The sequence below is a fragment of the Streptomyces sp. NPDC050674 genome (genome assembly GCF_040654575.1).
Lineage (GTDB): Bacteria > Actinomycetota > Actinomycetes > Streptomycetales > Streptomycetaceae > Streptomyces.
The window spans coordinates 275089-296033 of record NZ_JBFAIG010000006.1; the positions used below are offsets into that span (position 1 = coordinate 275089).

Below are 20945 nucleotides of genomic sequence, written 5' to 3' on the forward strand. Positions count from 1 at the left end.
CTATTCACTCAGTACATGTACTCAGTGCATAATGATCGCCATGAGCACCCGCCACATCCTGCTGGGCCTGCTCGCCTCGGGTCCGAGCCATGGCTACGACCTCAAGCGACGCCACGACGAACGCTTCCCGCAGGCCCGCCCGCTGGCCTACGGGCAGGTCTACACGACCCTCCAGCGCCTCGTGCGGGACGGCCTCGCCGAGGTCGACGGCACCGACTCCGACGGCGGCCCGGAGCGCACGACGTACCGGGCGACGGACGACGGGACGAGCGAACTGGCCCGCTGGGCCGGGGAGATCGCGCCGCCCGCGCCCTTCGTGGCGAACGAGATCTTCGCCAAGGTCGTGGTCGCGATCCTCTCGGGCGGCGACCCGGCCGGATACCTGGACGCCCAGCGCGCCGCGCACATGGAGCGGATGCGGGAGCTCACGGCGGTGAAGGCCGCCCAGGGGGCGGACCTCGCGACCGTCCTCTCGGCGGACTACGCCCTCAACCACCTCGACGCCGACCTCCGCTGGATGAACACCACGGCGGCCCGGCTCACCACTTTGACCGCGGAGGTCGACGCAGCATGAGCAGACCCGTGCCCCTTCTCACGGCCGGTGGTCTCACCAAGGCGCACGGCCGGACCCCCGCCCTGCGCGGTGCCTCGGTCACCCTGCACGCCGGCGAGATCCTGGCCGTGACCGGCGCGAGCGGCAGCGGCAAGTCGACGCTGCTGCACTGCCTGGCCGGCATCGTCCGCCCCGACTCCGGCTCGGTGACGTACGACGGCGCGCGGCTGGAGGACCTGCCCGAGAAGCGGCTGAGCGAGCTGCGGCGCACCGAGTTCGGCGTGGTGTTCCAGTTCGGGCAGCTCATCCCCGAGCTGACGGTCCTGGACAACGTCGCCCTGCCCCTGCTGCTGGGGGGCACCGGCCGGGCCGAAGCCCGGGCCCGGGCGGGTGAGTGGCTGGAGCGGTTCGGGGTGCGGGGTCAGGAGGATCTGCGGCCTGGCGAGCTGAGCGGCGGCCAGGCGCAGCGCGCCGCGCTGGCCCGGGCCCTGGTCACCGGCCCGAGGGTGGTCTTCGCCGACGAGCCGACGGGCGCGCTGGACTCCCTGGCCGGCGAGCAGGTCATGACGGCCCTCGTCCACACCGCCCGCGACGCGGGCACGGCCGTCCTGCTGATCACGCACGACGCCCAGGTGGCGGCGTACGCGGACCGCGAGGTCCAGCTGCGGGACGGTGCCGTGGCGGCGCTGGGGGTGACGGCGTGACGTCGCTGAAGGCCGATCTGCGCCTCGCCTGGGACCTCACCCGGGGCTCCGACCGCGGTGAGTGGTGGCGGGTGAGCCTCACGGCGGCGGGAGCGGCGCTCGCCACCGGGTTCGCGCTGGCCGCCGTCGCCCTGGCGTCGCTGCGCGGCCAGTACAACGTGCCCGTGGCCGCGGGCCTGCTGAACCAGCCCGGCACGCGGTCGGGGGTGATCGCCGGCCTGATGCTCCTGCTCGTGCCCGTGCTCGGGTTCCTCGGCCAGTGCGCCCGCATCGGGGCGGTGCACCGCGACCGGCGGCTGGCCGGGCTGCGACTGGCCGGGGCGGCGCCCTGGCAGGTGCGGCGGATCGCCGCGCTGGAGAGCGGGCTCGCCTGTCTGCTGGGCTCGGCGGTCGCCACCGTCTTCTCCGTGCTGTTCCTGCTGCGGCTGTGGGACCGTCCGACGGTCCCGGCCTGGGCGGGGATCGCCCTCGTCGCGGTCGGCGTACCGCTGCTGGGCGGGGTGGCGGGCGCGCTGGCGCTGCGCCGGGTCGTGGCCTCGCCGCTCGGCTGGGTCCGCCGGATGGGACCGCGCACCGGACGGGGGCCGGGGCTGCTGTTCCTGGCGGGGCTGCTGCTGGTCGGGGTGGTGACACTGCTCGCCGTAATCGGCACGTCCTCCGCCGCTTCCAACCGGCCGCGCATCGGGCTGCCGCTGACGATGGTGGGTGTGTCCCTCGCGGTCGGCGCGGGCTCGGTGTGGCTCTCCGGGGCCGCGGCCAAGGGCATGGGGCGGCTGCTGTCGGTCCGGGCCCGGTCGGCGGCGGTCCTGATCGCGGCGGAGCGGCTGCGGGACGACCCGTGGACGGCGGCCCGCACGCACGCGGCGGTGCTGCTGGTGACGGTCGTCGGGACCGGATTCATGGGCATCCGGGAGGTCCTGGGCGACGTGGTGCGCACCCGGAAGTTCTCCGAGCGCGCGGACTACTACCTCACCGGTCTCGACCTCACCGGCGCCGCCGTCGCGATCGCCTTCGCGATCACACTGTCCGGCCTCGCCGTCGGCACCGCCGAGTCCCTGGCCACCCGCCGCAGGGGCCTCGCCGCACAGGCCGCCGCCGGGGTGCCGCATACGGTGCTCGGCCGGGCCCTGCTGCTGGAGACGGCACTGCCGCTGGCCCCCGCGGTGCTGCTCGCCGGCCTGGGCGGGACGGCCATCGGCACGTGGTACGCCCTGCTCGCCGGCCGGCCCGTCCCCTGGGGGATCGTCCTGGTCCCTGTCGCCGTCTACGCCGCCTGCCTGCTGGCCGCGGCCACCGCGCTGCCGCTGCTGCGCCGATCTGTGCGCCCGGGGGAGCTGCGGTACGCGTAGGCGCCCACCCCACGGCGGGCCGGCCCGGGGGAACGGGGGTTCCCCGGGCCGGTCGGCGGGCCGCGCGCGGCAACACGAAGGCCCGGATCGTCGTCAGGCGGAAATGCCGTCGATCCGGGCCATGGCGTCCTCCGCGCCGTACGGCTGCAAGTACGGCAGCCAGCGCGGGTCCCGGTGACCGGTCCCGATGATGCGCCAGGCCAGGCCGGACGGCGGGGCGGGTTTGTGGCGCAGCCGCCAGCCGATCTCGAAGAGGTGCCGGTCGGCCTTCACGTGGTTGCAGCGGCGGCAGGACGCCACCACGTTGTCCCAGACGTGCTTGCCCCCGCGGCTGCGCGGGATGACGTGGTCGACGCTGGTCGCGACGCCACCGCAGTACATGCACCGGCCCCCGTCGCGGGCGAACAGCGCCCGGCGGGTCAGAGGAACGGGCCCCCGGTAGGGAACCCGCACGAAACGCTTGAGCCGGACCACGCTGGGTGCGGGGACTGTGACGGTCGCGCTGTGCAGATAGGCGCCGGACTCCTCGAGGCAGACGGCCTTGTTCTCGAGGACGAGGACGAGCGCGCGGCGGAGCGGTACGACGCCTAGTGGCTCGTACGACGCGTTGAGGACCAGGACATGCGGCACGGATGCCTCCTTGGACGCCGGCGGCGCGTGGCTCGCGCCGGGACGATTCGTAGTCAGTTTCCCCTCATGCCTGGTGGAAGCGCCACCATGTCCCCGTAACGGGCTGGGAGTGTTTTCGACCACATCCCATTCATCCCCAGGATCATGGCCTGTTCAAGCCCAGGTGAGCACGGTCTCTCCTTCACACATCCCGAGGGACCACACACAATGCCCCGTTAGTGTGGTGGTTCTGCCCCTTCGGTGACCCAGTCGTGACCTTGACCCCCGAACCACCTCGCCGGGGCAGACCGCTGCACCTGGAGGTACCTGCCGTGTCCTTGTCCCTCGCGGACGCCGTCCTGATGGCCGCCGACCCCTCACCGTCACCGACCCCCTCGGTGACCGAGGCCCCGAGAGTGCCTTCGCTCGAGGACGCCCAGGAGAGCGCGACGAACGCCGCCGGCTGGGTCGAGCAGAACTGGTCGACGTGGCTCGCGATCGGTCTCCAGGTCCTGCTGATCGTGGTGATAGCCGTGGTGCTGCGCGTCGCGGTGCGCCGGGCGATCACCAAGCTCATAGACCGGATGAGCCGCACCGAGCAGACGGTGGACGGCACGCCCCTGGGCGGTCTCCTGGTCAACCTGGAGCGCCGTCGTCAGCGCTCCCAGGCGATCGGCTCGGTGCTGCGCTCGGTCGCGAGCTTCCTGATCGTGGGCACCGCGGCCCTGATGATCCTCTCCGCGTTCAACATCAACCTCGCCCCGCTGCTGGCCTCGGCCGGTGTCGCCGGTGTGGCGATCGGTTTCGGCGCCCGCAACCTGGTCACCGACTTCCTCTCCGGCGTCTTCATGATCCTGGAGGACCAGTACGGCGTCGGCGACACGATCGACGCGGGTGTCGCCTCGGGCGAGGTGATCGAGGTGGGCCTGCGCGTGACCAAGCTGCGCGGTGACGGCGGCGAGATCTGGTACGTCCGCAACGGCGAGGTCAAGCGCATCGGCAACCTCTCGCAGGGCTGGGCCACGGCCAACGTCGACGTCACCGTCCACGCCGGCGAGGATCTCGACAAGGTCAAGGCCACCCTGGACGAGGTCGCCGAGAAGATGGGCGCCGAGGAGCCCTGGAACGAGCTGCTGTGGGGCCCGATCGAGGTCCTCGGCCTGGACAGCGTGCTGCTGGACTCCATGGTCGTGCGCATCACGGCCAAGACGATGCCCGGCAAGTCCCTGACCGTGGAACGCGAGCTGCGCTGGCGCATCAAGCGGGCCTTCGACGCCGCGGACATCCGCATCGTCGGCGGCGCCACGGCCCCGGCCGAGGAGCAGCCCGCCGACCCGACGGCGGGGATGGCCGCCCCGTCGGCGTACGCGAACGCCTCGTCCCCGCAGTCGGCCGCGGCCTCCCCGCTCACACCGCCCGCCCCGACGAGCACCACGAAGTAGCGCACCGAGGAAGAGGGCGGCACCCGGTCCGGCCGGGCGCCGCCCTCTTCGCATGCCCGGACGACGGCAGGCCGCACCCTCTTGACGCCCGGCCGACCCCGGGCCTACGTTCCTCCCACCGATAGGAAACTTTCCTAACAGTGGTCGCCCGAGGCCGCGGGACGGCCGTCCGATGGACTTCCCCGCCTGATCACTGAGAAGCTGAGCAGCCGAAGGGCAGGTGTGGACACGCATGGCAGGAACCGCCGGCACGCCGGGCACCCCGCGCGTCCTGCGCGCCATGAACGACCGGGCCGCCCTGGACCTGCTGCTGGAACACGGACCGCTGTCCCGCACCCGGATCGGCAAGCTCACCGGCCTGTCCAAGCCGACCGCCTCCCAGCTCCTGGCCCGTCTGGAGGCGGCGGGGCTCGTCCTGGCCACCGGCACCACCGAGGGCCGCCCCGGCCCGAACGCCCAGCTCTACGCGGTCAACCCGGCGGCCGGTCACGCCGCCGGACTCGACGTCACCCCCGAGCGGATCCTCGCCGCGGTCGCCGACATCACCGGCCGCACGGTCGGCCGCCACGAGCTGCCCACCCCCGGCAGGCGCACCGGCACCCCGGTCGTCCAGCAGGTCACCGACGCACTGGACGGCGCGGTCAAGGCGGCCGGTCTCGCCCGGGACGACATCCACCGCCTGGTCATCGGCACCCCGGGCGCCTTCGACCCCACCACCGGCCGGCTGCGCTACGCCTCCCACCTCCCCGGCTGGCACTCCCCCACGCTGCTGGACGAGCTCGCCGCCGCGCTGCCGATGCCGTTCGAGTACGAGAACGACGTCAACCTGGTCGCGCTCGCCGAGCAGCGCCTCGGGGCGGCCCGGGGCCACGCGGACTTCGTGCTGCTGTGGAACCAGGAGGGCCTGGGGGCCGCCCTGGTCCTCGGCGGCCGGCTGCACCGCGGCTGGACCGGTGGCGCCGGCGAGGTCGGCTTCCTGCCGGTGCCGGGCACGCCCCTGGTCCGCCAGGTCACCAAGGCCAACAGCGGCGGTTACCAGGAGCTGGCCGGCTCCCAGGCCGTCCCGCGCCTGGCCCGCGAACTCGGCATCGAGGACATCCCGCCGGGCCCGTACGCCGAGGCCGCCGCCCGGCTGATGGCCAGGGCGGCACAGACCGGCGACGACGCCCACCGGCGTCTCCTCCAGACCTACGCGACCCGCCTGGCCACCGGTCTGGCCTCCCTGGTCTCGGTCCTCGACCCCGAGCTCGTCGTGCTGAGCGGCGCGTCCCTCACCTCGGGCGGTGAGCCGCTGCGCGCCCTCGTCCAGGCCGAACTGGAGGAGCTGGCCGCCTCCCGTCCGCGTCTGGTCATGGGCGACGTGCGCGAACACCCCGTGCTGCGCGGCGCCTTGGAGAGCGCGCTCGCGACGACGCGCGACGAGGTCTTCGACACCTCCCGCTGACCCACCCCCCTCTCGCCTTTCCCCTCTCCTCTCTTCCCCGTCCTCAGGGAGCTCCGCCATGCCCGGAATGTCCAGCAGAACAGCCATCGCGCTCGCCTCCTGCGCCTCCCTCGCCCTCCTCGCCACCGCCTGCACCGGCCGGCCGGACACCGGCGCGCATGACGACGCGTCCAAGGAGACGACCCTCACCTTCTGGCACGCCTGGAGCGCGCCGTCGGAGGTGAAGGCCGTCCAGGACCTGGTCAGGGGGTTCGAGAAGGCGCACCCCAACCTCCACGTCGAGGTCGTCGGCAACATGACGGACGACAAGATCAACCAGGCCCTGCGCGCCGGCGGCGCCAAGGCCCCGGACGTGATCTCGTCGTTCACCACCAACAGCGTCGGGAAGTTCTGCTCCTCGGGCGCCCTGGTGGATCTGAACCCGTTCTTCGAGAAGTCGGGCATCGACCCGCGGCGGACCTTCCCGAAGGCCATGAACGAGTACACCCAGTTCGAGGGCAACCGCTGCGCGGTCCCCCTCCTCGGGGACGCCTACGGCCTCTACTACAACAAGACGGCGTTCAAGAAGGCCGGCATCACCGCCCCTCCGAAGACCTGGTCGGAGTTCGAACGGGTGGCGAAGAAGCTGACGATCCCCCGGGGCGGCACGTACCGGCAGCTCGGCTTCATGCCGAACTACCACGGCTGGGAGACCACCACCGAGCACTACCTCGGCCAGTTCTCCCCGACGTACTTCGACCAGGACGGCACCTCGAACGTCGGCAAGGACCCGGCGTTCGCCAAGGCCTTCACGGTCCAGAAGAAGCTGGTCGACGCACTCGGCGGCTACCGCAAGCTGGAGAGGTACCGCTCCGGGCTCGGCGACGAGTGGGGCCCCGAACACCCCTTCCACACCGGCCAGGTCGCCATGCAGCTCGACGGCGAGTGGCGTCTGGGCATGGCCCTGGACGCCAAGCCGACGTTCGACATCGGCGTGGCCCCGCTGCCCGTCCCCGACGACCAGCCCGACCGGTACGGCATGGGCTACATCACCGGCACCATCGCCGGCATCGCCGCGACCAGCGGGAAGCAGAACGCGGCCTGGGAGCTGGTGAAGTACATGACCACGGACACGGACGCGGTGGTGGACTTCTCCAACGCCATCCACAACGTGCCCTCGACGCTGGCGGCCCTGAAGTCCCCGAAGCTGACGTACGACCCCCGCTTCAAGACGTTCCTTCAGATCGCCGCGCACCCGGACTCCACCACGGCCCCCGCCTCCGTCAACGGCGGTGTCTACCTCACGACGATCCAGCAGTTCGGCTACGACTACGAGAGCGGCAAGGCGAGCGACCTGAAGAAGGGCCTCCGGGAAACCGCCCGGCAGATCGACACGGACATCGCACAGGCGAAGTAGGCGACGAGCACGATGAGCACCTCCACGCTACGGGCGAAACACCGCCGCTCGGCTTTGCGCACCCTCGCCTTCCTCTCCCCCTGGCTGATCGGCTTCACGGTCTTCTTCGCCTACCCCCTGCTCTCCACCGTCTACTTCTCCTTCATGCGCTATGACGGCTTCAGGCCGCCCGTGTGGAGCGGCACGAAGAACTGGGTGTACGTCTTCGAGCACTACCCCCTGTTCTGGCCCGCCCTGCGCAACACCCTGTGGCTGGTCGTCGTCATGGTCACGCTCCGGGTCGTCTTCGGACTGGGCGTGGGCCTGCTGATCACCAAGGTCAGGACGGCCAAGGGCGTCTTCCGCACCCTCTTCTACCTGCCCTACCTGGCCCCGCCGGTGGCGGCCACGATGGCCTTCGCGTTCCTCCTCAACCCCGGCACGGGCCCGGTCGACTCGATCCTGGAGAGGGCCGGCCTGCCCGCCCCCGGCTGGTTCAACGACCCCGCCTGGTCCAAGCCTGCCCTGACCCTGCTGGCCCTGTGGGGCATCGGCGACCTGATGGTCATCTTCATGGCGGCGCTGCTCGACGTGCCGAAGGAGCAGTACGAGGCGGCCGAACTGGACGGGGCGAGGCCCTGGCAGCGCTTCCGCTACGTGACGCTCCCGAACATCTCGCCGATCGTCATGTTCGCGGTCGTCACCGGCGTGATCCAGACGATGCAGTACTACACCCAGCCCCTGATCGCCGGGAAGGTCGCCTCGGGCGTGATCCAGGGCGCGGGCACGCAGTTCGAGCCCGGCTACCCCGACAAGTCGACCCTCACCCTCCCCCAACTCGTCTACAACCTGGGCTTCCAGCGCTTCGACTACGGCTCGGCCTGTGTGGTCGCCCTGGTCCTCTTCGCCCTCTCCATGGCCTTCACGGCCCTCCTGATGCGCCGCAAGGGCGGTCTGATCCAGGCAGGTGAACGATGACGCAGGTGCTCGACAGGCCGCGGGAGCTGAGGACGCCCCCGTCGCCGGCGCAACGCACGGCCCACCGCAGGGCCCTGCTGGAATGGATCGCGGTCCACTCCCTCGGCATCGCGGCGGCCCTCTTCTTCACGCTCCCGTTCGTCTTCGTCTTCCTCACCTCCCTGATGAGCGACAGCCAGGCGCTCAGCCGCGACCTGATCCCGCACACCTGGCAATGGGACAACTACGCCCGGGTGTTCGACACCCCCGGCTTCCTCACCTGGTGGAGGAACACCCTGATCTACGCGGGCCTGGGCACGGTCCTCACGGTCGTGTCCTCGATCCCCGTGGCCTACGCCCTGGCCAAGTTCCGCTTCCGCGGCCGCAGGACGGCCCTGATGCTGGTGATCTCGATGATGATGCTGCCGCCGCAGGTGGTCGTCATCCCGATGTACCTGTTCTGGGCGAAGCAGCTGGACCTGTCCGGCACGCTGTGGCCCCTGATCATCCCCATGGCGTTCGGCGACGCGTTCTCGATCTTCCTGCTGCGCCAGTTCCTGACGACGATCCCCGACGAGTACGTGGACGCGGCCAGGGTGGACGGCTGCGGCGATCTGCGCGCCCTGCTGAAGGTGGTGCTCCCGATGGCGAAACCGGGCGTGGCCGCGGTGGCACTCTTCCAGTTCTTCTACGCGTGGAACGACTACTTCGGCCCCCAGATCTACGCCTCGGAGAACCCGGGCGCCTGGACGCTCTCCTACGGCCTGGAGTCGTTCAAGGGCGCCCACCACACCGACTGGAACCTCACCATGGCCGCCACCGTGCTGGTCATGGCCCCCGTGATCCTCGTGTTCTTCTTCGCCCAGAAGGCGTTCGTGGAGGGTGTCACGCTCACCGGAGTAAAGGGTTAGACAGACATGAAACTCACCGTGGTCGGCGGAGGCTCGACCTACACCCCCGAACTCGTCGACGGCTTCGCCCGCCTGCGCGACACCCTGCCCGTCGAGGAACTGGTCCTGGTGGACCCCGCCCAGGACCGCCTGGACCTGGTGGGCGGTCTGGCCCGCCGCATCCTCGCCCGTCAGGACCACCCGGGCCGCGTCGTCACGACCGGTGACCTCGACGCGGCCGTGGACGGCGCGGACGCGGTTCTCCTCCAACTGCGCGTCGGCGGCCAGGCGGCCCGCGAGCAGGACGAGACGTGGCCCCTGGAGTGCGGCTGCGTGGGCCAGGAGACCACCGGTGCCGGCGGCCTGGCGAAGGCCCTGCGCACGGTCCCGGTCGTCCTGGACATCGCGGACCGCGTGCGCCGCGCCAACCCGGGCGCCTGGATCATCGACTTCACGAACCCGGTGGGCATCGTGACCCGCGCCCTGCTCCAGGCGGGCCACAAGGCGGTGGGCCTGTGCAACGTGGCGATCGGTCTCCAGCGCAAGTTCGCGGCCCTGCTGTCCACCGAACCCTCCGGGATCCACCTGGACCACGTGGGCCTGAACCACCTCACCTGGGAGACGGCCGTACGCCTCGGCGGCCCGGAGGGCGAGGACGTCCTGCCGGAACTGCTGGGCGAACACGGTGACACGATCGCGGCCGACCTCCGCCTGCCCCGCCCCCTGCTGGACACCCTGGGCATGGTCCCGTCCTACTACCTGCGCTACTACTACGCGCACGACGAGGTCGTGAGGGAACTCGGGACCAAGCCGTCCCGCGCGGCCGAAGTGGCGGCGATGGAGCAGCGGTTGCTGGCCATGTACGCCGATCCGGCCCTGGACCAGAAGCCGGAGCTGCTCGCCCGGCGGGGCGGCGCCTTCTACTCGGAGGCCGCGGTGGACCTGGCGGCGGCCCTGCTGGGCGGCGGCGGCTCGCCGTACCAGGTGGTGAACACCTACAACCGGGGCACGCTCCCCTTCCTCCCCGACGACGCCGTGATCGAGGTGCAGGCGGCGGTGGGGACCAAGGGCGCGTCCCCCCTCCCCGTCCGGCCCGTGGACCCGCTGTGCGCGGGCCTGATGGCCGCCGTCACGGCCTACGAGGACCTGGCCCTCCAGGCCGCCCTGCGCGGCGGCCGGGACCGCGTCTTGCGCGCCCTGCTCTCCCATCCCCTCGTCGGCCAGTACGCGTACGCCGAGACGCTCACCGACCGGCTGATCGCACACAACCGGGAGCACCTCGCGTGGGCCTGACCGCACGAGTCCTCGCCATCGACGCGGGCAACAGCAAGACGGACGTGGCGATCGTCACGGCGGAGGGGGACGTCCTCGCCACGGCACGCGGGGGCGGCTTCCGTCCCCCGGCCGTGGGCGTCGGCCCGGCGATGGACGCCCTCGCCGAACCGGTGGCGCGGGCCCTCGCCGCCGCCGGACTCACCTCGGTCACGCACGTCTCGGCGTGCCTGGCCAACGCCGACTTCCCCGTGGAGGAGGACCGGCTGGCGGAGGCCCTGCGGGAGCGCGCCTGGGGCACGACGGTGACGGTCCGCAACGACACCTTCGCCATCCTGCGGGCCGGTGTGACCGAACCCCGGGGTGTGGCGGTCGTCTGCGGCGCGGGCATCAACTGCGTGGGGATGCGCCCCGACGGGCGCACGGCCCGCTTCCCCGCCCTGGGCAGGATCTCGGGCGACTGGGGCGGCGGCTGGGGCCTGTCCGAGGAGGCCCTGTGGCACGCCTCCCGGGCCGAGGACGGCCGCGGCGCCCCCACCGCCCTGTCCCGCACCCTCCCCGCCCACTTCGGCCTGCCGTCCGTGTACGCCCTGGTCGAGGCGCTGCACCTGGGGGACGTCCCGGCGCTCCGGCGCCACGAACTGACCCCGGTCCTGTTCGCCACCGCCGACGGCGGCGACACGATCGCCCGCACGATCGTGGAACGCCAGGCCGAGGAGGTGGTCGCCATGGCGGTGGCCGCCCTGACCCGCCTGGACCTCCTGGACGAGCCGGCACCGGTCCTCCTGGGCGGCGGCGTCCTGGCGGCCCGGCACGCCCGGCTGAACGGCCGTATCGAGCACTTGCTGACGGCCCGCGCCCCGAAGGCGACGCCGCGGGTGGTGACGGCCGCCCCGGTGCTCGGCGCGGCGCTGCTGGGCCTCGACGCCGTCGGGGCCGGGGAGGAGGCGCGGGAGAGGCTGCGGGCGTACCACGGGGTGTGAGCCGGTCGGGGCGTGCGGACCGGTCCGCGGTCCACGCGCCGCGCCGGTTCTTTGGGCGGGGCGGTCAACCTCCGTACGTGGCCTCGGATTCACCGAGCACGGTGACGAAGTCCGAGGCCAGCCGGACCGCCTCGGCCGGTTCCAGGCCGGCGGTGGAGATCCGCACGCCCGGTGCGGCCGACAGCCTGAACCGTGCTCCGGCCGCGACCCACCAGCCGTGGGTGCGCAGCCCGTTGACCACGGCCGATTCGTCACGCACCGGCACCCACACGTTCATGCCGCTGTTCCCGTGTCCCGTGACGCCGCGCGTGCGCAGTTCCGCGATCAGCGCGTCACGGCGTTGCGCGTAGGCCTGTCTCGCGCGGTCCACCAGCGCGCTGGTGCCGTCGTCGGTCAGGAGCCGGTACACCGCTTCCTGGAGCAGGTGACTGACCCAGCCCGACGTCAGCAGCAGCCGCCCGTCGTGGCGCGCCAGGGTGACCGGGTCGCAGGCCGCCGCGGCCCACCGCAGGTCCGGGCCCAGGAACTTGCTCACCGTCCGCACGTGCACCCAGCGCGTCAGCCCCCCGGTGGCCAGCGAGTGCAGGGGCGCGCCGGCGACGGCGGAAGCGTGGTCGTTCTCCACGACCAGCACATCGGGTTCCCCCCGCAGCAGGTCGACGAGCTGCGCGCGGCGCTCGGCGGAGAAGCAGCCGCCGTACGGATTCTGCGCCCTGGGACTGCACACCACCGCCCGGACACCGGCCCGCAGCGCCGCGCGCAGGGCGTCGGGGCGCAGGCCCTGGTCGTCCACGGCCACGGGCACGGCCCGCAGGCCCAATGCCGTGACCAGGTCCAGCAGATGGTGGTAGCCGGGGTCCTCCATGGCGACGGCGTCACCGGGCCGCAGCTCCACGGACAGCAGCCGCGCGATCAGGTCCAGCGCCCCGTGCGCGAAGGTCACATGGTCCACCGGCACGCCGTCCCGGCCGAGCCACTCCCGCACGGTCTCCTCCAGCCGCGCCGTCCTGGGCGTCGCACGGTGCGAGCGGGCCACCGGGATCACCCGCTCCGACGGCAGGTGACCGGGAAGCAGCCGGTGATCCGGGTGGCCGCCCGCCAAGTCCCGTAGTCCGGCGGGGACTTTCGGCGGTCTGCGGGAGGCGACCGCGGGCGCGGAGGCCACGACCGTGCCGCCCCGGCCGCGCGTCACCACGATCCCGCGCCGGCGCAGCTCCTTGTACGCCGCGCCGACCGTCCCCGGGCTCACCGAGAGCTCGTCCGCCAGCCGCCGCACCGGGGGCAGAGCGGCGCCCGGCCCCAACGCCCCCTCGACCACGGCGCGTTCCACGGACGCGGCAATTGCCTTGGCTGTCGTACCACTGATCCCATACTGTGTTGCCACATTGAAAATTATGTACCAGTACATAATGATCCGCAAGGGGGAGCAGTGTCACGGACGCGCCGTGTGACCGCCTGGACGACGCGCATACCCGGTGGCCCGGACGGACGCAGAATCGTCGTGGCCGCCCTCGTCGACCGCATCGGCAGCGGGCTGTGGGCATCCGTGTCGGTCCTGTACTTCACCTACGTCTCCGGCCTCGGCGTCGGCGAGATCGGCACCCTCGCCGCCACCGCCGGAGTCGTCGGCATCGCCGGAGCGCCGCTGGCCGGCCGGGTGGCGGACCGGCTGCCCCTCACCCGCGTCCTGATCTCCACACAGCTCGTGCGGTGCGCGGCCTCCCTCGCCCTGCTCACCACCGACCACTTCGCCCTGCTGCTGGCCTACTCCGCCCTCGGCAGCCTGGGAGACCGGGCCTCCAGCACGCTCACCAAGATCTACGCCATCCGCGTCGCCGGACCGGAACGCGTCCGCTACCAGGCCCTGCACCGCACCGTCGCCAACGCCGGCTGGGCCCTGGGCGGTCTCGTCGCCGCCGGCGCCCTCGCCGCCGGCACGGTCGACGCCTACCGGTGGCTCCTTGTGGGCGACGCGCTCTCGTTCCTCGCCTGCGCCCTGACCACACTGCGCTGCGGCGAACCGCCGTCCCCTTCCAGGACGGTCGCCGCCTCCGGCGACGCCCCGGTCCCGGCCGTACCGGCGAGCCCCTGGCGCGACCGCACGTACCTCGCCTACGTCGCCACCGAGACCGTCCTGTTCGTCGACGACGCCGTCTTCAAGATCGGCCTGCCCCTGTGGATCGCCCACGCGAGTGACGTCCCGCACGGCCTCGCACCGCTGCTGATGGTCCTCAACAACGTGATGGTGGTGGGGTTGCAGGTCCCGCTCGCCCGTTTCGGCGCCACGACCGCGGCCGCCCGCTCCCTGCTGCTCCCGCTCTCCGCCACTTTCGTGCTCGGCGGAGCCGCCATGGCCCTCTCGGCGACCGGGGGGCCCGTCAGCGCCGTGGCGCTCATGACCGCCTCGGCCGTCCTGTTCACGCTGGCGGAGATGCTCCACGCCACCATCTCCTGGGAACTGTCCGTCGCCCTCGCACCCGACGCGGCGCAGGGCACCTACCTGGGAGTCCACGGCATGGCGCAGTCCGCCCAGCGCAGCGTCGGACCGCTCGCGGTCACCGCCGCCATCGCCGCCGGGCCGCTCGGCTGGGCCGCTCTCGGAAGCGCCGTCGCCCTGACCTGTCTCGGCCAGCACCGCCTGGTCCGCGACCGCCTCGGCAAGCCCCTGACGGCGCTGGGCGCCCCCGGCCGGGGCTGACCGCGCCGGGCCGGCCGGGCAGCCGCAAGGGAACCGAACCCGCTCGCCGTACGTGTTCCTGAGGGGGGACGAGGGGTGGTGCGCCACGCTGCGATCCGATCAAGATCGAGGCAAGGCCGGTGCGGATGCCGGTCCCGGCAGCGATACTTGCGGCGACGGATGACCATGGGGGAGGTCACAGTGACGTACACACCGAAGAGCAGCCCGCCACCACCGGGGCCGGGCCTGCCCGTCCTGCCGGCGGTACCGGCACAGGCGGCGCCCCCGGCCCGGCCCCCCGCACCCGCGCCCTCCCCCGCCCCGACGGGCCCCCGCCGCACCGCCTTCGCCGAGGGCTTCGACCGGCTCCGCTCGGCCGCCACCACCGAACCGGGCCGCCTGCGCATCATCGGCGCCCTCCTGGCCCTCCTCGTCGTCGCCTTCGGCGCCGTCACCGCCTGGCAGATGACCGCCCGCGCGGCCGCCGCCGACGACGTGCTCACCCGCAGCCAGCCCCTCAGTTCGGACGCCGCCGACATCTACCGCTCCCTCGCGGACGCCAACACCGCCGCCTCCAGCGGTTTCCTCGCCGGCGGCCAGGAGTCGGCCGCCAGCCGCGACCGCTACGAGCGGGACATCCGCACGGCCGCCGGGAAACTCGTCAACGCCGCCGCGAACGCCGACCCCGACTCGCCGTCCACGGCCACGATCGCGAAGCTCAACCGACTCCTCCCGGAGTACAAGGGCCTGGTGGAGCGCGCCCGTACGTACAACCGGCAGGGGTTCCCGGTCGGCGGCGCCTATCTCCGCTACGCCAACGAGAAGATGCAGCGGCAGATGCTCCCGGCGGCGGAGGACCTCTACACGAAGGAGAACCAGCGCCTCGGCGCGGACTACGCGGCCGCCACGCCCTACCCCTGGGCTGCCATCGCCCTCGGCGTCGCCGCCCTGGCCGCCCTCGCCTGGGCCCAGCACCGCAACTACCGGCGGACCAACAGGGTCCTCAACCACGGCCTGGTCGCCGCGACCGCCACGGCGACGGTGGTGCTGCTCTGGCTGGTCGTCGGCCACACCCTCGCCCGCGCGGGCCTGAACGACTCCTTCGACCACGGCGTGCGCTCCCTGAACGTCCTGCACGACGCGCGCATCGCCTCCCTCAAGGCCCGGGGCAACGAGAACCTCACCCTGGTGGCCCGCGGCGCGGAGACGAAGAAGGTCGGCGAGGACACGTACGACGCCTACGACTACGACTTCGGCACGGACGTCAAGGCCCTCGCCACCCACCTGGCGGCGGCCGAGAAGCTCGCCGACGACACCTCGGGCGAACGCCCCGTCACCGCCGCCATGGGCAACATGCAGGAGTGGAAGAAGCGCCACACCGCGGCCCGCGAGCAGGACGAGAACGGCAACTACCAGCAGGCGCTGGACAAGGTCATCGGCGCCAAGGGCGCGACCGGCGAGTGTTTCGACAGCATCGACGAGAACCTGCGCACGGCACTCGCGCACGAGGAGACGGAGTTCCAGCGCGCGGCGGCCGACGGCCGTGACGCGCTGACGGGCATGCCGGCGGGCGTGGCCGTACTGGCGGTGCTGGGCGCCGCGGGCGCGGTCCTGGGCATCGGCCGCAGGCTGTCGGAGTACCGATGAACGGGCCAGGGGCGAAGGGAGGAACGACCGTGCGAAACCCGCTCAGGGGATGGGGCGGAGTGACCGCGATGGCAGTCGTCTGCGCCCTGGTGGCGCTGGTGGCCCTCTGCCTGCCGCTCACCACGAGCACGAAGACCGCCCGGAACACCGACGCGACCACCCACACCGCGGAGACCTGGGCGGCGGAGGAGGACTGCGAGGCCCCCGAGAAGCAGACCCTCTCCCCCTCCTCCGCCGACGGCGAAACCATCCGGGCGATCAAGGACCGCGAGGGCGAGAAGCGCAAACTGGTCGTCGGCGTCGACCAGAACAGCTACCGGTGGGGCTACCGCAACCCCAACAGCGGCAAGACCGCGGAGCTCGAGGGCTTCGACATCGACCTGGTCCACCGCATCGCCGAGGACATCCTCGGCGACCCCGACGCCGTCCAGTTCAAGGCGATCCCCACCAACCAGCGCATCCCGGCCATCAAGGACGGCACCGTGGACATGGTCGTCCGCACGATGACGATCAACTGCGCCCGCATCGCCGACGTCGCGTTCTCCGCGCCCTACTTCAAGACGGGCCAGCAGGTCCTGGCCCCGAAGTCCTCGCCCGTCAAGGGGTACGACGACACCCTCGCGGGCCGCAAGGTCTGCACGGCGGCCGGTTCCACGGCGTACTCCACGCTGGAGGCGGACCAGAAGGCCGGCGAACTGCCCGCCAGCACCGACATATCCACCACCGTCCCGAACCAACTCGACTGCCTGGTGCGGCTCCAGCTCGGCGAGGTCGACGCCGTGGTCACCGACGGCGCCCTCGCGGCGAGCCAGGCGGCACAGGATCCGACGGTCCAGCTCAAGGGTGACGCCTTCACTGCCGAGTACTACGGCGTGGCGATGAAGAAGGACGCGGACGATCTGGTACGCCGGGTCAACCAGATCCTGGTGGACTACCGCAAGGACACCGCGAACGGCTGGCAGGCGTCCTACGACCAATGGCTGTCGGCGACTTTGGGCAAGGATGCGAAGAAGTCGGAACCCCCGGCACCGCAGTACCTCCGCACAAGCTGACGACCGGACCACGACCGGACCACGACGAAGAACCCCCCGACGGGCACAACCGCAGCGAGAGGTGATCGATGGGCGTCACGGGATCCACCGGGCCGGTGATGGACCGGGACGAGGTGGACCGTGCGCTGGCGCGGCTCGGCGCGGAGCACGAGGCGATCGAGACCTCGCTCCTCGCCCTTCAGGACCACGCGGGCCGCAGACTCCTGGAGGGCGCCGAGCTCACCGGCGTCACCAAGGAGCGCTGGACGTCCACGGAGGCGTCGATCACGCTGCTGTGGACGTACTTCGACGCCTACACCGACGCCCTGCGCACCGCCCGCGACATCCGCTCGCGCCGCCGCTGGTCCAGCCGCGAGGACCTGGTGGAGCTGACGGAGCTGCTGAGCGGCGACTCGGTCACCGTCGCGGGCAGCGCGTCGGCGACGGCCAACGCCCCCACCCTGCACGGCGGTCCGACGAAGCTGAGCGAGCGTTACTCGCTCACCACCCTCGTCGACCGCATGAACGAGCTGTACGCCACGAGCCTGGACATGGTGGTCGCCGCGGACGCGGTCTGGTCGGCCCTGCCGGCCCGGATCGACCTGCTCGCGGCGGAACTCCAGCGCACCCGCCGGCTCGCGCACTCCGTCGGCGTGCGCCCCGGCGAGCACCCGGCCGGTGACGACTTGGAGCGCATCACGCGGATACTGACCAAGCTGCGCGAGCAGGTGGTCTCGGACCCGCTGGCGTTCTGGCTGGCCGCGGAGGGCAGTTCGGCGCCGGGCGGCGGCAGGCCGGACACGACGGTGTACGACCGCGAGGCGCGCGCCCTGGAGGAGGTGCGCCGCGAGATCGACGCGGTGCTGACCGTGCGGCAGGACGCCGAGAAGCGGATCGTGCGGCTGCGGGACCTCCTCAGCCGCGCCGACCGCACGCTCGCCGAGGCGCGCACGGCACGCGGCGAGGTGCTGGCGAAGATCGCGGCGACGGAGGTGCCGGTCGTCAGCGGCCCGCCGACCGTGCTCCAGGAGCAGGTGGCGGCGGCGGCGGAGTACCGCAGGCAGGCCCAGTGGCACCGGCTCTCCCCGCTGCTGGAGTCGCTGGAGCAGAAGGCGGAGGACGAACTGCTGCGTGCCCGCGAGTCGTTGACGGCGGTCACCGCCCCGCTGGCGGTCCGCGCCGAGCTGCGCGGCCGGCTGGACGCGTACAAGGCGAAGGTCGCCCGGCACGGCTTGGCGGAGGACACGCTGCTGGTGGAGCGGTACGAGAAGGCGCGCCGCATGCTGTGGAGCGCCCCCTGCGACCTGCGCGCCGCCGAGCAGGCGGTGCTGCGCTACCAGTACGCGGTCGCCGAACTGCTGGGCGGCGGCCCTCGGGTGCCGGACGGGCCGGCGCCCGAGGACGACCGGCGGGGTCCGGGCGCATGAGTGACGAGGGGGAGTCCATGAGTCAGGCACCGCAGGAGCCACCCGGGACGGCCGGCCGCGCCTGTCAGCGCCCCACCTGCGGCGGCAGCTACGAGGACGTCGGCGGCGGGGAGCTGTACTGCGACACCTGCGGCCTCGCCCCGGTCGTCGCGGCCGGGGGTCCCCTCTCGGGGGGAGGCATGGTGAGTTCACCGCCCACCGGCGTCACCGCGGGCGGCGGGGGCGGCTCCCGCGGGTCGGCGGGCAGCGGCAGTTCCCGCTCCAGCGGCCGGAGTTCACGCACGTCGTCCCAGTCGTCGAAGTCCCGCCGCTCGGTGTCGGGGCGCCTGTCGCGGTCCCTGTCGGGGAAGTCGACAGGCCGCTCGGTGTCGGTGCGCAGCTCCGGCTCGACCACCGGTTCCGCCTCGCGGGGGCGGCTGGGCGCCGGGCTGGTGCAGGTGCCGCCGATCCCGCGGCCGGACCCGCGCGAGATGGTCCTGGACAACCCCGAGGTGCCCGAACGGAAGCGGTTCTGCTCGCGCTCCGACTGCGGCGCCCCCGTGGGCCGGGCGCGCGGCGACCGTCCGGGCCGCACGGAGGGCTTCTGCACCAAGTGCGGCCACCCGTACTCGTTCGTGCCGAAGCTGAAGACCGGCGACGTGGTGCACGGCCAGTACGAGGTGGTCGGCTGTCTGGCGCACGGCGGTCTCGGCTGGATCTACCTGGCGGTCGACCGGGCGGTCTCGGACCGCTGGGTGGTCCTCAAGGGCCTGCTGGACACCGGCGACCAGGACGCGATGGCCGCGGCGATCTCCGAGCGGCGGTTCCTCGCGGAGATCGAGCACGCCAACATCGTGCGGATCTACAACTTCGTGGAGCACCTGGACCAGCGCACGGGCTCGCTCGACGGCTACATCGTCATGGAGTACGTCGGCGGCAAGTCCCTGAAGGAGATCGCCAACGCCCGCCGCACGGCGCAGGGCAGACGGGACCCGCTGCCGGTGGAGCAGGCCTGCGCGTACGGCATCGAGGCGCTGGAGGCGCTCGGCCACCTGCACAGCCGGAACCTGCTGTACTGCGACTTCAAGGTCGACAACGCGATCCAGACCGAGGACCAGCTGAAGCTGATCGACATGGGCGCGGTGCGCAGGATGGACGACGAGGAGTCGGCCATCTACGGCACGGTCGGCTACCAGGCCCCGGAGGTGGCCGAGGTGGGCCCGTCGGTGGCCAGCGACCTGTACACGGTGGCCCGCACCCTCGCCGTCATGACGTTCGACTTCCAGGGCTACACGAACGTCTACGCCGACTCCCTGCCCGACCCGGACCACATCGAGGTGTTCCGGCAGTACGAGTCGTTCTACCGGCTGCTGGTCCGCGCCACGGATCCCGACCCGGCCCGGCGGTTCGCCTCCGCGCAGGAAATGGCCGAGCAGCTGACGGGTGTTCTGCGCGAGGTCGTCTCCCTCCAGACGGGCCGTGCCCGTCCCGCCCTGTCCACGCTCTTCGGGCCGGAACTGCGGGTGACGGACACCGAGTTGTTCCCGACGCTGGACGGCGAGGTGTCCCGCCTGGGGGCCCGGGCGGTGGGGGTCCGGCCTCGCGCGGGTGCTGTCGTGGCGCCGCCTGTGCCGCGGCGGCCCGAGGGCCCGCACAGTCTCGTCAAGCCCGTCGACACCCCCGCCGCCGCCTTCGCCCTGCCCGTCCCCCGCGTCGACCCGGGCGACCCCAACGCCGGTTTCCTGGCGGGCCTGATGACCTCGGCGCCCGCCGAGCTGCTGGGCGCCCTGTCGGCCGCTCCGGCCCCGTCGATCGAGACGCGCCTGAGGCAGATCCGGGCCTGGCTGGAGACCGGCGATCCGGCCGCGGCGCTGGAGACGCTGGTCGCCCTGGAGGGCGAGCGGCCCGACGACTGGCGGGTGGTCTGGTACCGGGGTCTGGCCGCGCTGGTGACGGGTGACGACGAGGGCGCCGCGCTCGCCTTCGACGCGATCTACGACGCCTTCCCGGGCGAGATCGCGCCCAAGCTGGCGCTGGGCCTGTGCGCGGAGGTCCTGGGCCAGCTGGACAACGCCGCCGAGTACTACCGGCTGGTGTGGTCGACCGACCCGAGCTATGTGAGCGCCGCGTTCGGTCTGGCGCGCGTCCAGCTGGCGACGGGGGACCGGCGCTCCGCGGTACGGACGCTGGAGTCGGTCCCGGAGTCCTCCATCCACTACACGGCCGCGCGGGTGGCGGCCGTCCGGGCGCGGCTGCGGCAGCGCGCGGCGACCGCCTCCGACGCGCCGTTCCTGGAGGACCTGACGGCCGCCGCGGCACAGGTGGAGGCGCTGGAGGCGTACGGTCTGGATCCGGCACGCCGGGAGCGGTTGTCGGCCGAAGTCCTCGGTTGCGCCCTGGACTGGGTACTCTCCGGGGGCCAGGGTTCCGCCCCTCCCGCCGCCGGGGGACGGACGCTGCTCGGCAGTGGCCTGGACGAGCGGGGCCTGCGTTTCGGTCTGGAACGCTCGTACCGCATGCTGGCCCGGCTGGCGCGGGGCGGCGAGGAGAGGATCGACCTGGTGGAACGTGCCAATCGTTACCGCCCCCGGACGTGGGTGTAGTTG

At 72.6% G+C, this 20945-nt stretch carries 17 protein-coding genes; 15 read left to right on the forward strand and 2 right to left on the reverse strand.

What is annotated here, in order from left to right:
• Positions 1-40: 40 nt before the first annotated feature.
• From AB0I06_RS13255 to AB0I06_RS13265, 3 genes are read left to right on the forward strand one after another with little or no spacing between them, the layout of a single operon-like run.
• Positions 41-574 carry a PadR family transcriptional regulator gene (locus AB0I06_RS13255; RefSeq protein ID WP_363118855.1) on the forward strand — a complete coding sequence of 178 codons (534 nt, stop codon included), beginning with the start codon at positions 41-43 and terminating at the stop codon, positions 572-574.
• Positions 571-1257: an ABC transporter ATP-binding protein gene (locus AB0I06_RS13260; protein ID WP_363118856.1), complete on the forward strand. Its 687-nt coding sequence runs from the start codon at positions 571-573 to the stop codon at positions 1255-1257. Before AB0I06_RS13255 ends, AB0I06_RS13260 begins: the two co-directional genes overlap by 4 nt.
• Positions 1254-2606, forward strand: a complete 1353-nt coding sequence (locus AB0I06_RS13265) for an ABC transporter permease (RefSeq protein ID WP_363118857.1) — start codon at positions 1254-1256, stop codon at positions 2604-2606. The genes AB0I06_RS13260 and AB0I06_RS13265 overlap by 4 nt, the downstream gene beginning before the upstream one ends.
• A 93-nt stretch (positions 2607-2699) precedes the next feature.
• On the opposite strand, the gene AB0I06_RS13270 is transcribed toward AB0I06_RS13265, so the two are convergent.
• Complete coding sequence (locus AB0I06_RS13270) at positions 2700-3236, reverse strand: HNH endonuclease (protein ID WP_033314199.1); 537 nt, start codon at positions 3234-3236, stop codon at positions 2700-2702.
• A gap of 317 nt (positions 3237-3553) precedes the next feature.
• Between AB0I06_RS13270 and AB0I06_RS13275 the strand changes: the two genes are divergently transcribed.
• From AB0I06_RS13275 to AB0I06_RS13305, 7 genes are all read left to right on the forward strand, one after another.
• Positions 3554-4657 carry a mechanosensitive ion channel family protein gene (locus AB0I06_RS13275; RefSeq protein ID WP_363118925.1) on the forward strand — a complete coding sequence of 368 codons (1104 nt, stop codon included), beginning with the start codon at positions 3554-3556 and terminating at the stop codon, positions 4655-4657.
• A gap of 232 nt (positions 4658-4889) precedes the next feature.
• Positions 4890-6101, forward strand: a complete 1212-nt coding sequence (locus AB0I06_RS13280) for an ROK family transcriptional regulator (protein ID WP_363118858.1) — start codon at positions 4890-4892, stop codon at positions 6099-6101.
• A 58-nt stretch (positions 6102-6159) separates the two neighbouring features.
• The gene (locus AB0I06_RS13285) at positions 6160-7497 is read left to right on the forward strand and encodes an ABC transporter substrate-binding protein (protein WP_363118859.1); all 1338 of its coding nucleotides are present in this window, start codon (positions 6160-6162) and stop codon (positions 7495-7497) included.
• Between the two features lie 12 nt (positions 7498-7509).
• The gene (locus tag AB0I06_RS13290; RefSeq protein ID WP_363118860.1) at positions 7510-8454 is read left to right on the forward strand and encodes a sugar ABC transporter permease; all 945 of its coding nucleotides are present in this window, start codon (positions 7510-7512) and stop codon (positions 8452-8454) included.
• The gene (locus AB0I06_RS13295; protein WP_363118861.1) at positions 8451-9344 is read left to right on the forward strand and encodes a carbohydrate ABC transporter permease; all 894 of its coding nucleotides are present in this window, start codon (positions 8451-8453) and stop codon (positions 9342-9344) included. The genes AB0I06_RS13290 and AB0I06_RS13295 overlap by 4 nt, the downstream gene beginning before the upstream one ends.
• Positions 9345-9350: 6 nt before the next feature.
• Positions 9351-10616: a 6-phospho-beta-glucosidase gene (locus AB0I06_RS13300; RefSeq protein ID WP_363118862.1), complete on the forward strand. Its 1266-nt coding sequence runs from the start codon at positions 9351-9353 to the stop codon at positions 10614-10616.
• Positions 10607-11578 carry a BadF/BadG/BcrA/BcrD ATPase family protein gene (locus AB0I06_RS13305; protein ID WP_363118863.1) on the forward strand — a complete coding sequence of 324 codons (972 nt, stop codon included), beginning with the start codon at positions 10607-10609 and terminating at the stop codon, positions 11576-11578. The genes AB0I06_RS13300 and AB0I06_RS13305 overlap by 10 nt, the downstream gene beginning before the upstream one ends.
• Before the next feature lie 64 nt (positions 11579-11642).
• On the opposite strand, the gene AB0I06_RS13310 is transcribed toward AB0I06_RS13305, so the two are convergent.
• Positions 11643-12986: an aminotransferase class I/II-fold pyridoxal phosphate-dependent enzyme gene (locus AB0I06_RS13310; protein ID WP_363118926.1), complete on the reverse strand. Its 1344-nt coding sequence runs from the start codon at positions 12984-12986 to the stop codon at positions 11643-11645.
• 39 nt (positions 12987-13025) lie between these two features.
• Between AB0I06_RS13310 and AB0I06_RS13315 the strand changes: the two genes are divergently transcribed.
• From AB0I06_RS13315 to AB0I06_RS13335, 5 genes are all read left to right on the forward strand, one after another.
• On the forward strand, positions 13026-14276 hold the full coding sequence (locus AB0I06_RS13315) for an MFS transporter (RefSeq protein ID WP_363118864.1): 1251 nt from the start codon (positions 13026-13028) through the stop codon (positions 14274-14276).
• Positions 14277-14456: 180 nt separating this feature from the next.
• On the forward strand, positions 14457-15902 hold the full coding sequence (locus tag AB0I06_RS13320; protein ID WP_363118865.1) for a hypothetical protein: 1446 nt from the start codon (positions 14457-14459) through the stop codon (positions 15900-15902).
• Positions 15903-15970: 68 nt separating this feature from the next.
• Positions 15971-16954: a glutamate ABC transporter substrate-binding protein gene (locus AB0I06_RS13325; RefSeq protein ID WP_363118927.1), complete on the forward strand. Its 984-nt coding sequence runs from the start codon at positions 15971-15973 to the stop codon at positions 16952-16954.
• Between the two features lie 68 nt (positions 16955-17022).
• Positions 17023-18360, forward strand: coding sequence for a hypothetical protein (locus AB0I06_RS13330; RefSeq protein ID WP_363118866.1), 1338 nt, complete (start codon positions 17023-17025; stop codon positions 18358-18360).
• Between the two features lie 17 nt (positions 18361-18377).
• Entirely contained in the window at positions 18378-20942 is a 2565-nt protein-coding gene (locus AB0I06_RS13335; RefSeq protein WP_363118867.1) for a tetratricopeptide repeat protein, read from the forward strand.
• Positions 20943-20945: the final 3 nt, after the last annotated feature.

What these genes read in the sequence shown, in the direction of transcription:
- AB0I06_RS13280 (WP_363118858.1), top strand. Translation starts at nt 4,890, where the DNA reads ATGGCAGGAACCGCCGGCACGCCGGGCACCCCGCGCGTCCTGCGCGCC.
- AB0I06_RS13325 (WP_363118927.1), top strand. Translation starts at nt 15,971, where the DNA reads ATGGCAGTCGTCTGCGCCCTGGTGGCGCTGGTGGCCCTCTGCCTGCCG.
- AB0I06_RS13285 (WP_363118859.1), top strand. Translation starts at nt 6,160, where the DNA reads ATGCCCGGAATGTCCAGCAGAACAGCCATCGCGCTCGCCTCCTGCGCC.
- AB0I06_RS13335 (WP_363118867.1), top strand. Translation starts at nt 18,378, where the DNA reads ATGAGTCAGGCACCGCAGGAGCCACCCGGGACGGCCGGCCGCGCCTGT.
- AB0I06_RS13255 (WP_363118855.1), top strand. Translation starts at nt 41, where the DNA reads ATGAGCACCCGCCACATCCTGCTGGGCCTGCTCGCCTCGGGTCCGAGC.
- AB0I06_RS13310 (WP_363118926.1), bottom strand. Translation starts at nt 12,986, where the DNA reads ATGTACTGGTACATAATTTTCAATGTGGCAACACAGTATGGGATCAGT.
- AB0I06_RS13290 (WP_363118860.1), top strand. Translation starts at nt 7,510, where the DNA reads ATGAGCACCTCCACGCTACGGGCGAAACACCGCCGCTCGGCTTTGCGC.
- AB0I06_RS13260 (WP_363118856.1), top strand. Translation starts at nt 571, where the DNA reads ATGAGCAGACCCGTGCCCCTTCTCACGGCCGGTGGTCTCACCAAGGCG.
- AB0I06_RS13295 (WP_363118861.1), top strand. Translation starts at nt 8,451, where the DNA reads ATGACGCAGGTGCTCGACAGGCCGCGGGAGCTGAGGACGCCCCCGTCG.
- AB0I06_RS13330 (WP_363118866.1), top strand. Translation starts at nt 17,023, where the DNA reads ATGGGCGTCACGGGATCCACCGGGCCGGTGATGGACCGGGACGAGGTG.
- AB0I06_RS13300 (WP_363118862.1), top strand. Translation starts at nt 9,351, where the DNA reads ATGAAACTCACCGTGGTCGGCGGAGGCTCGACCTACACCCCCGAACTC.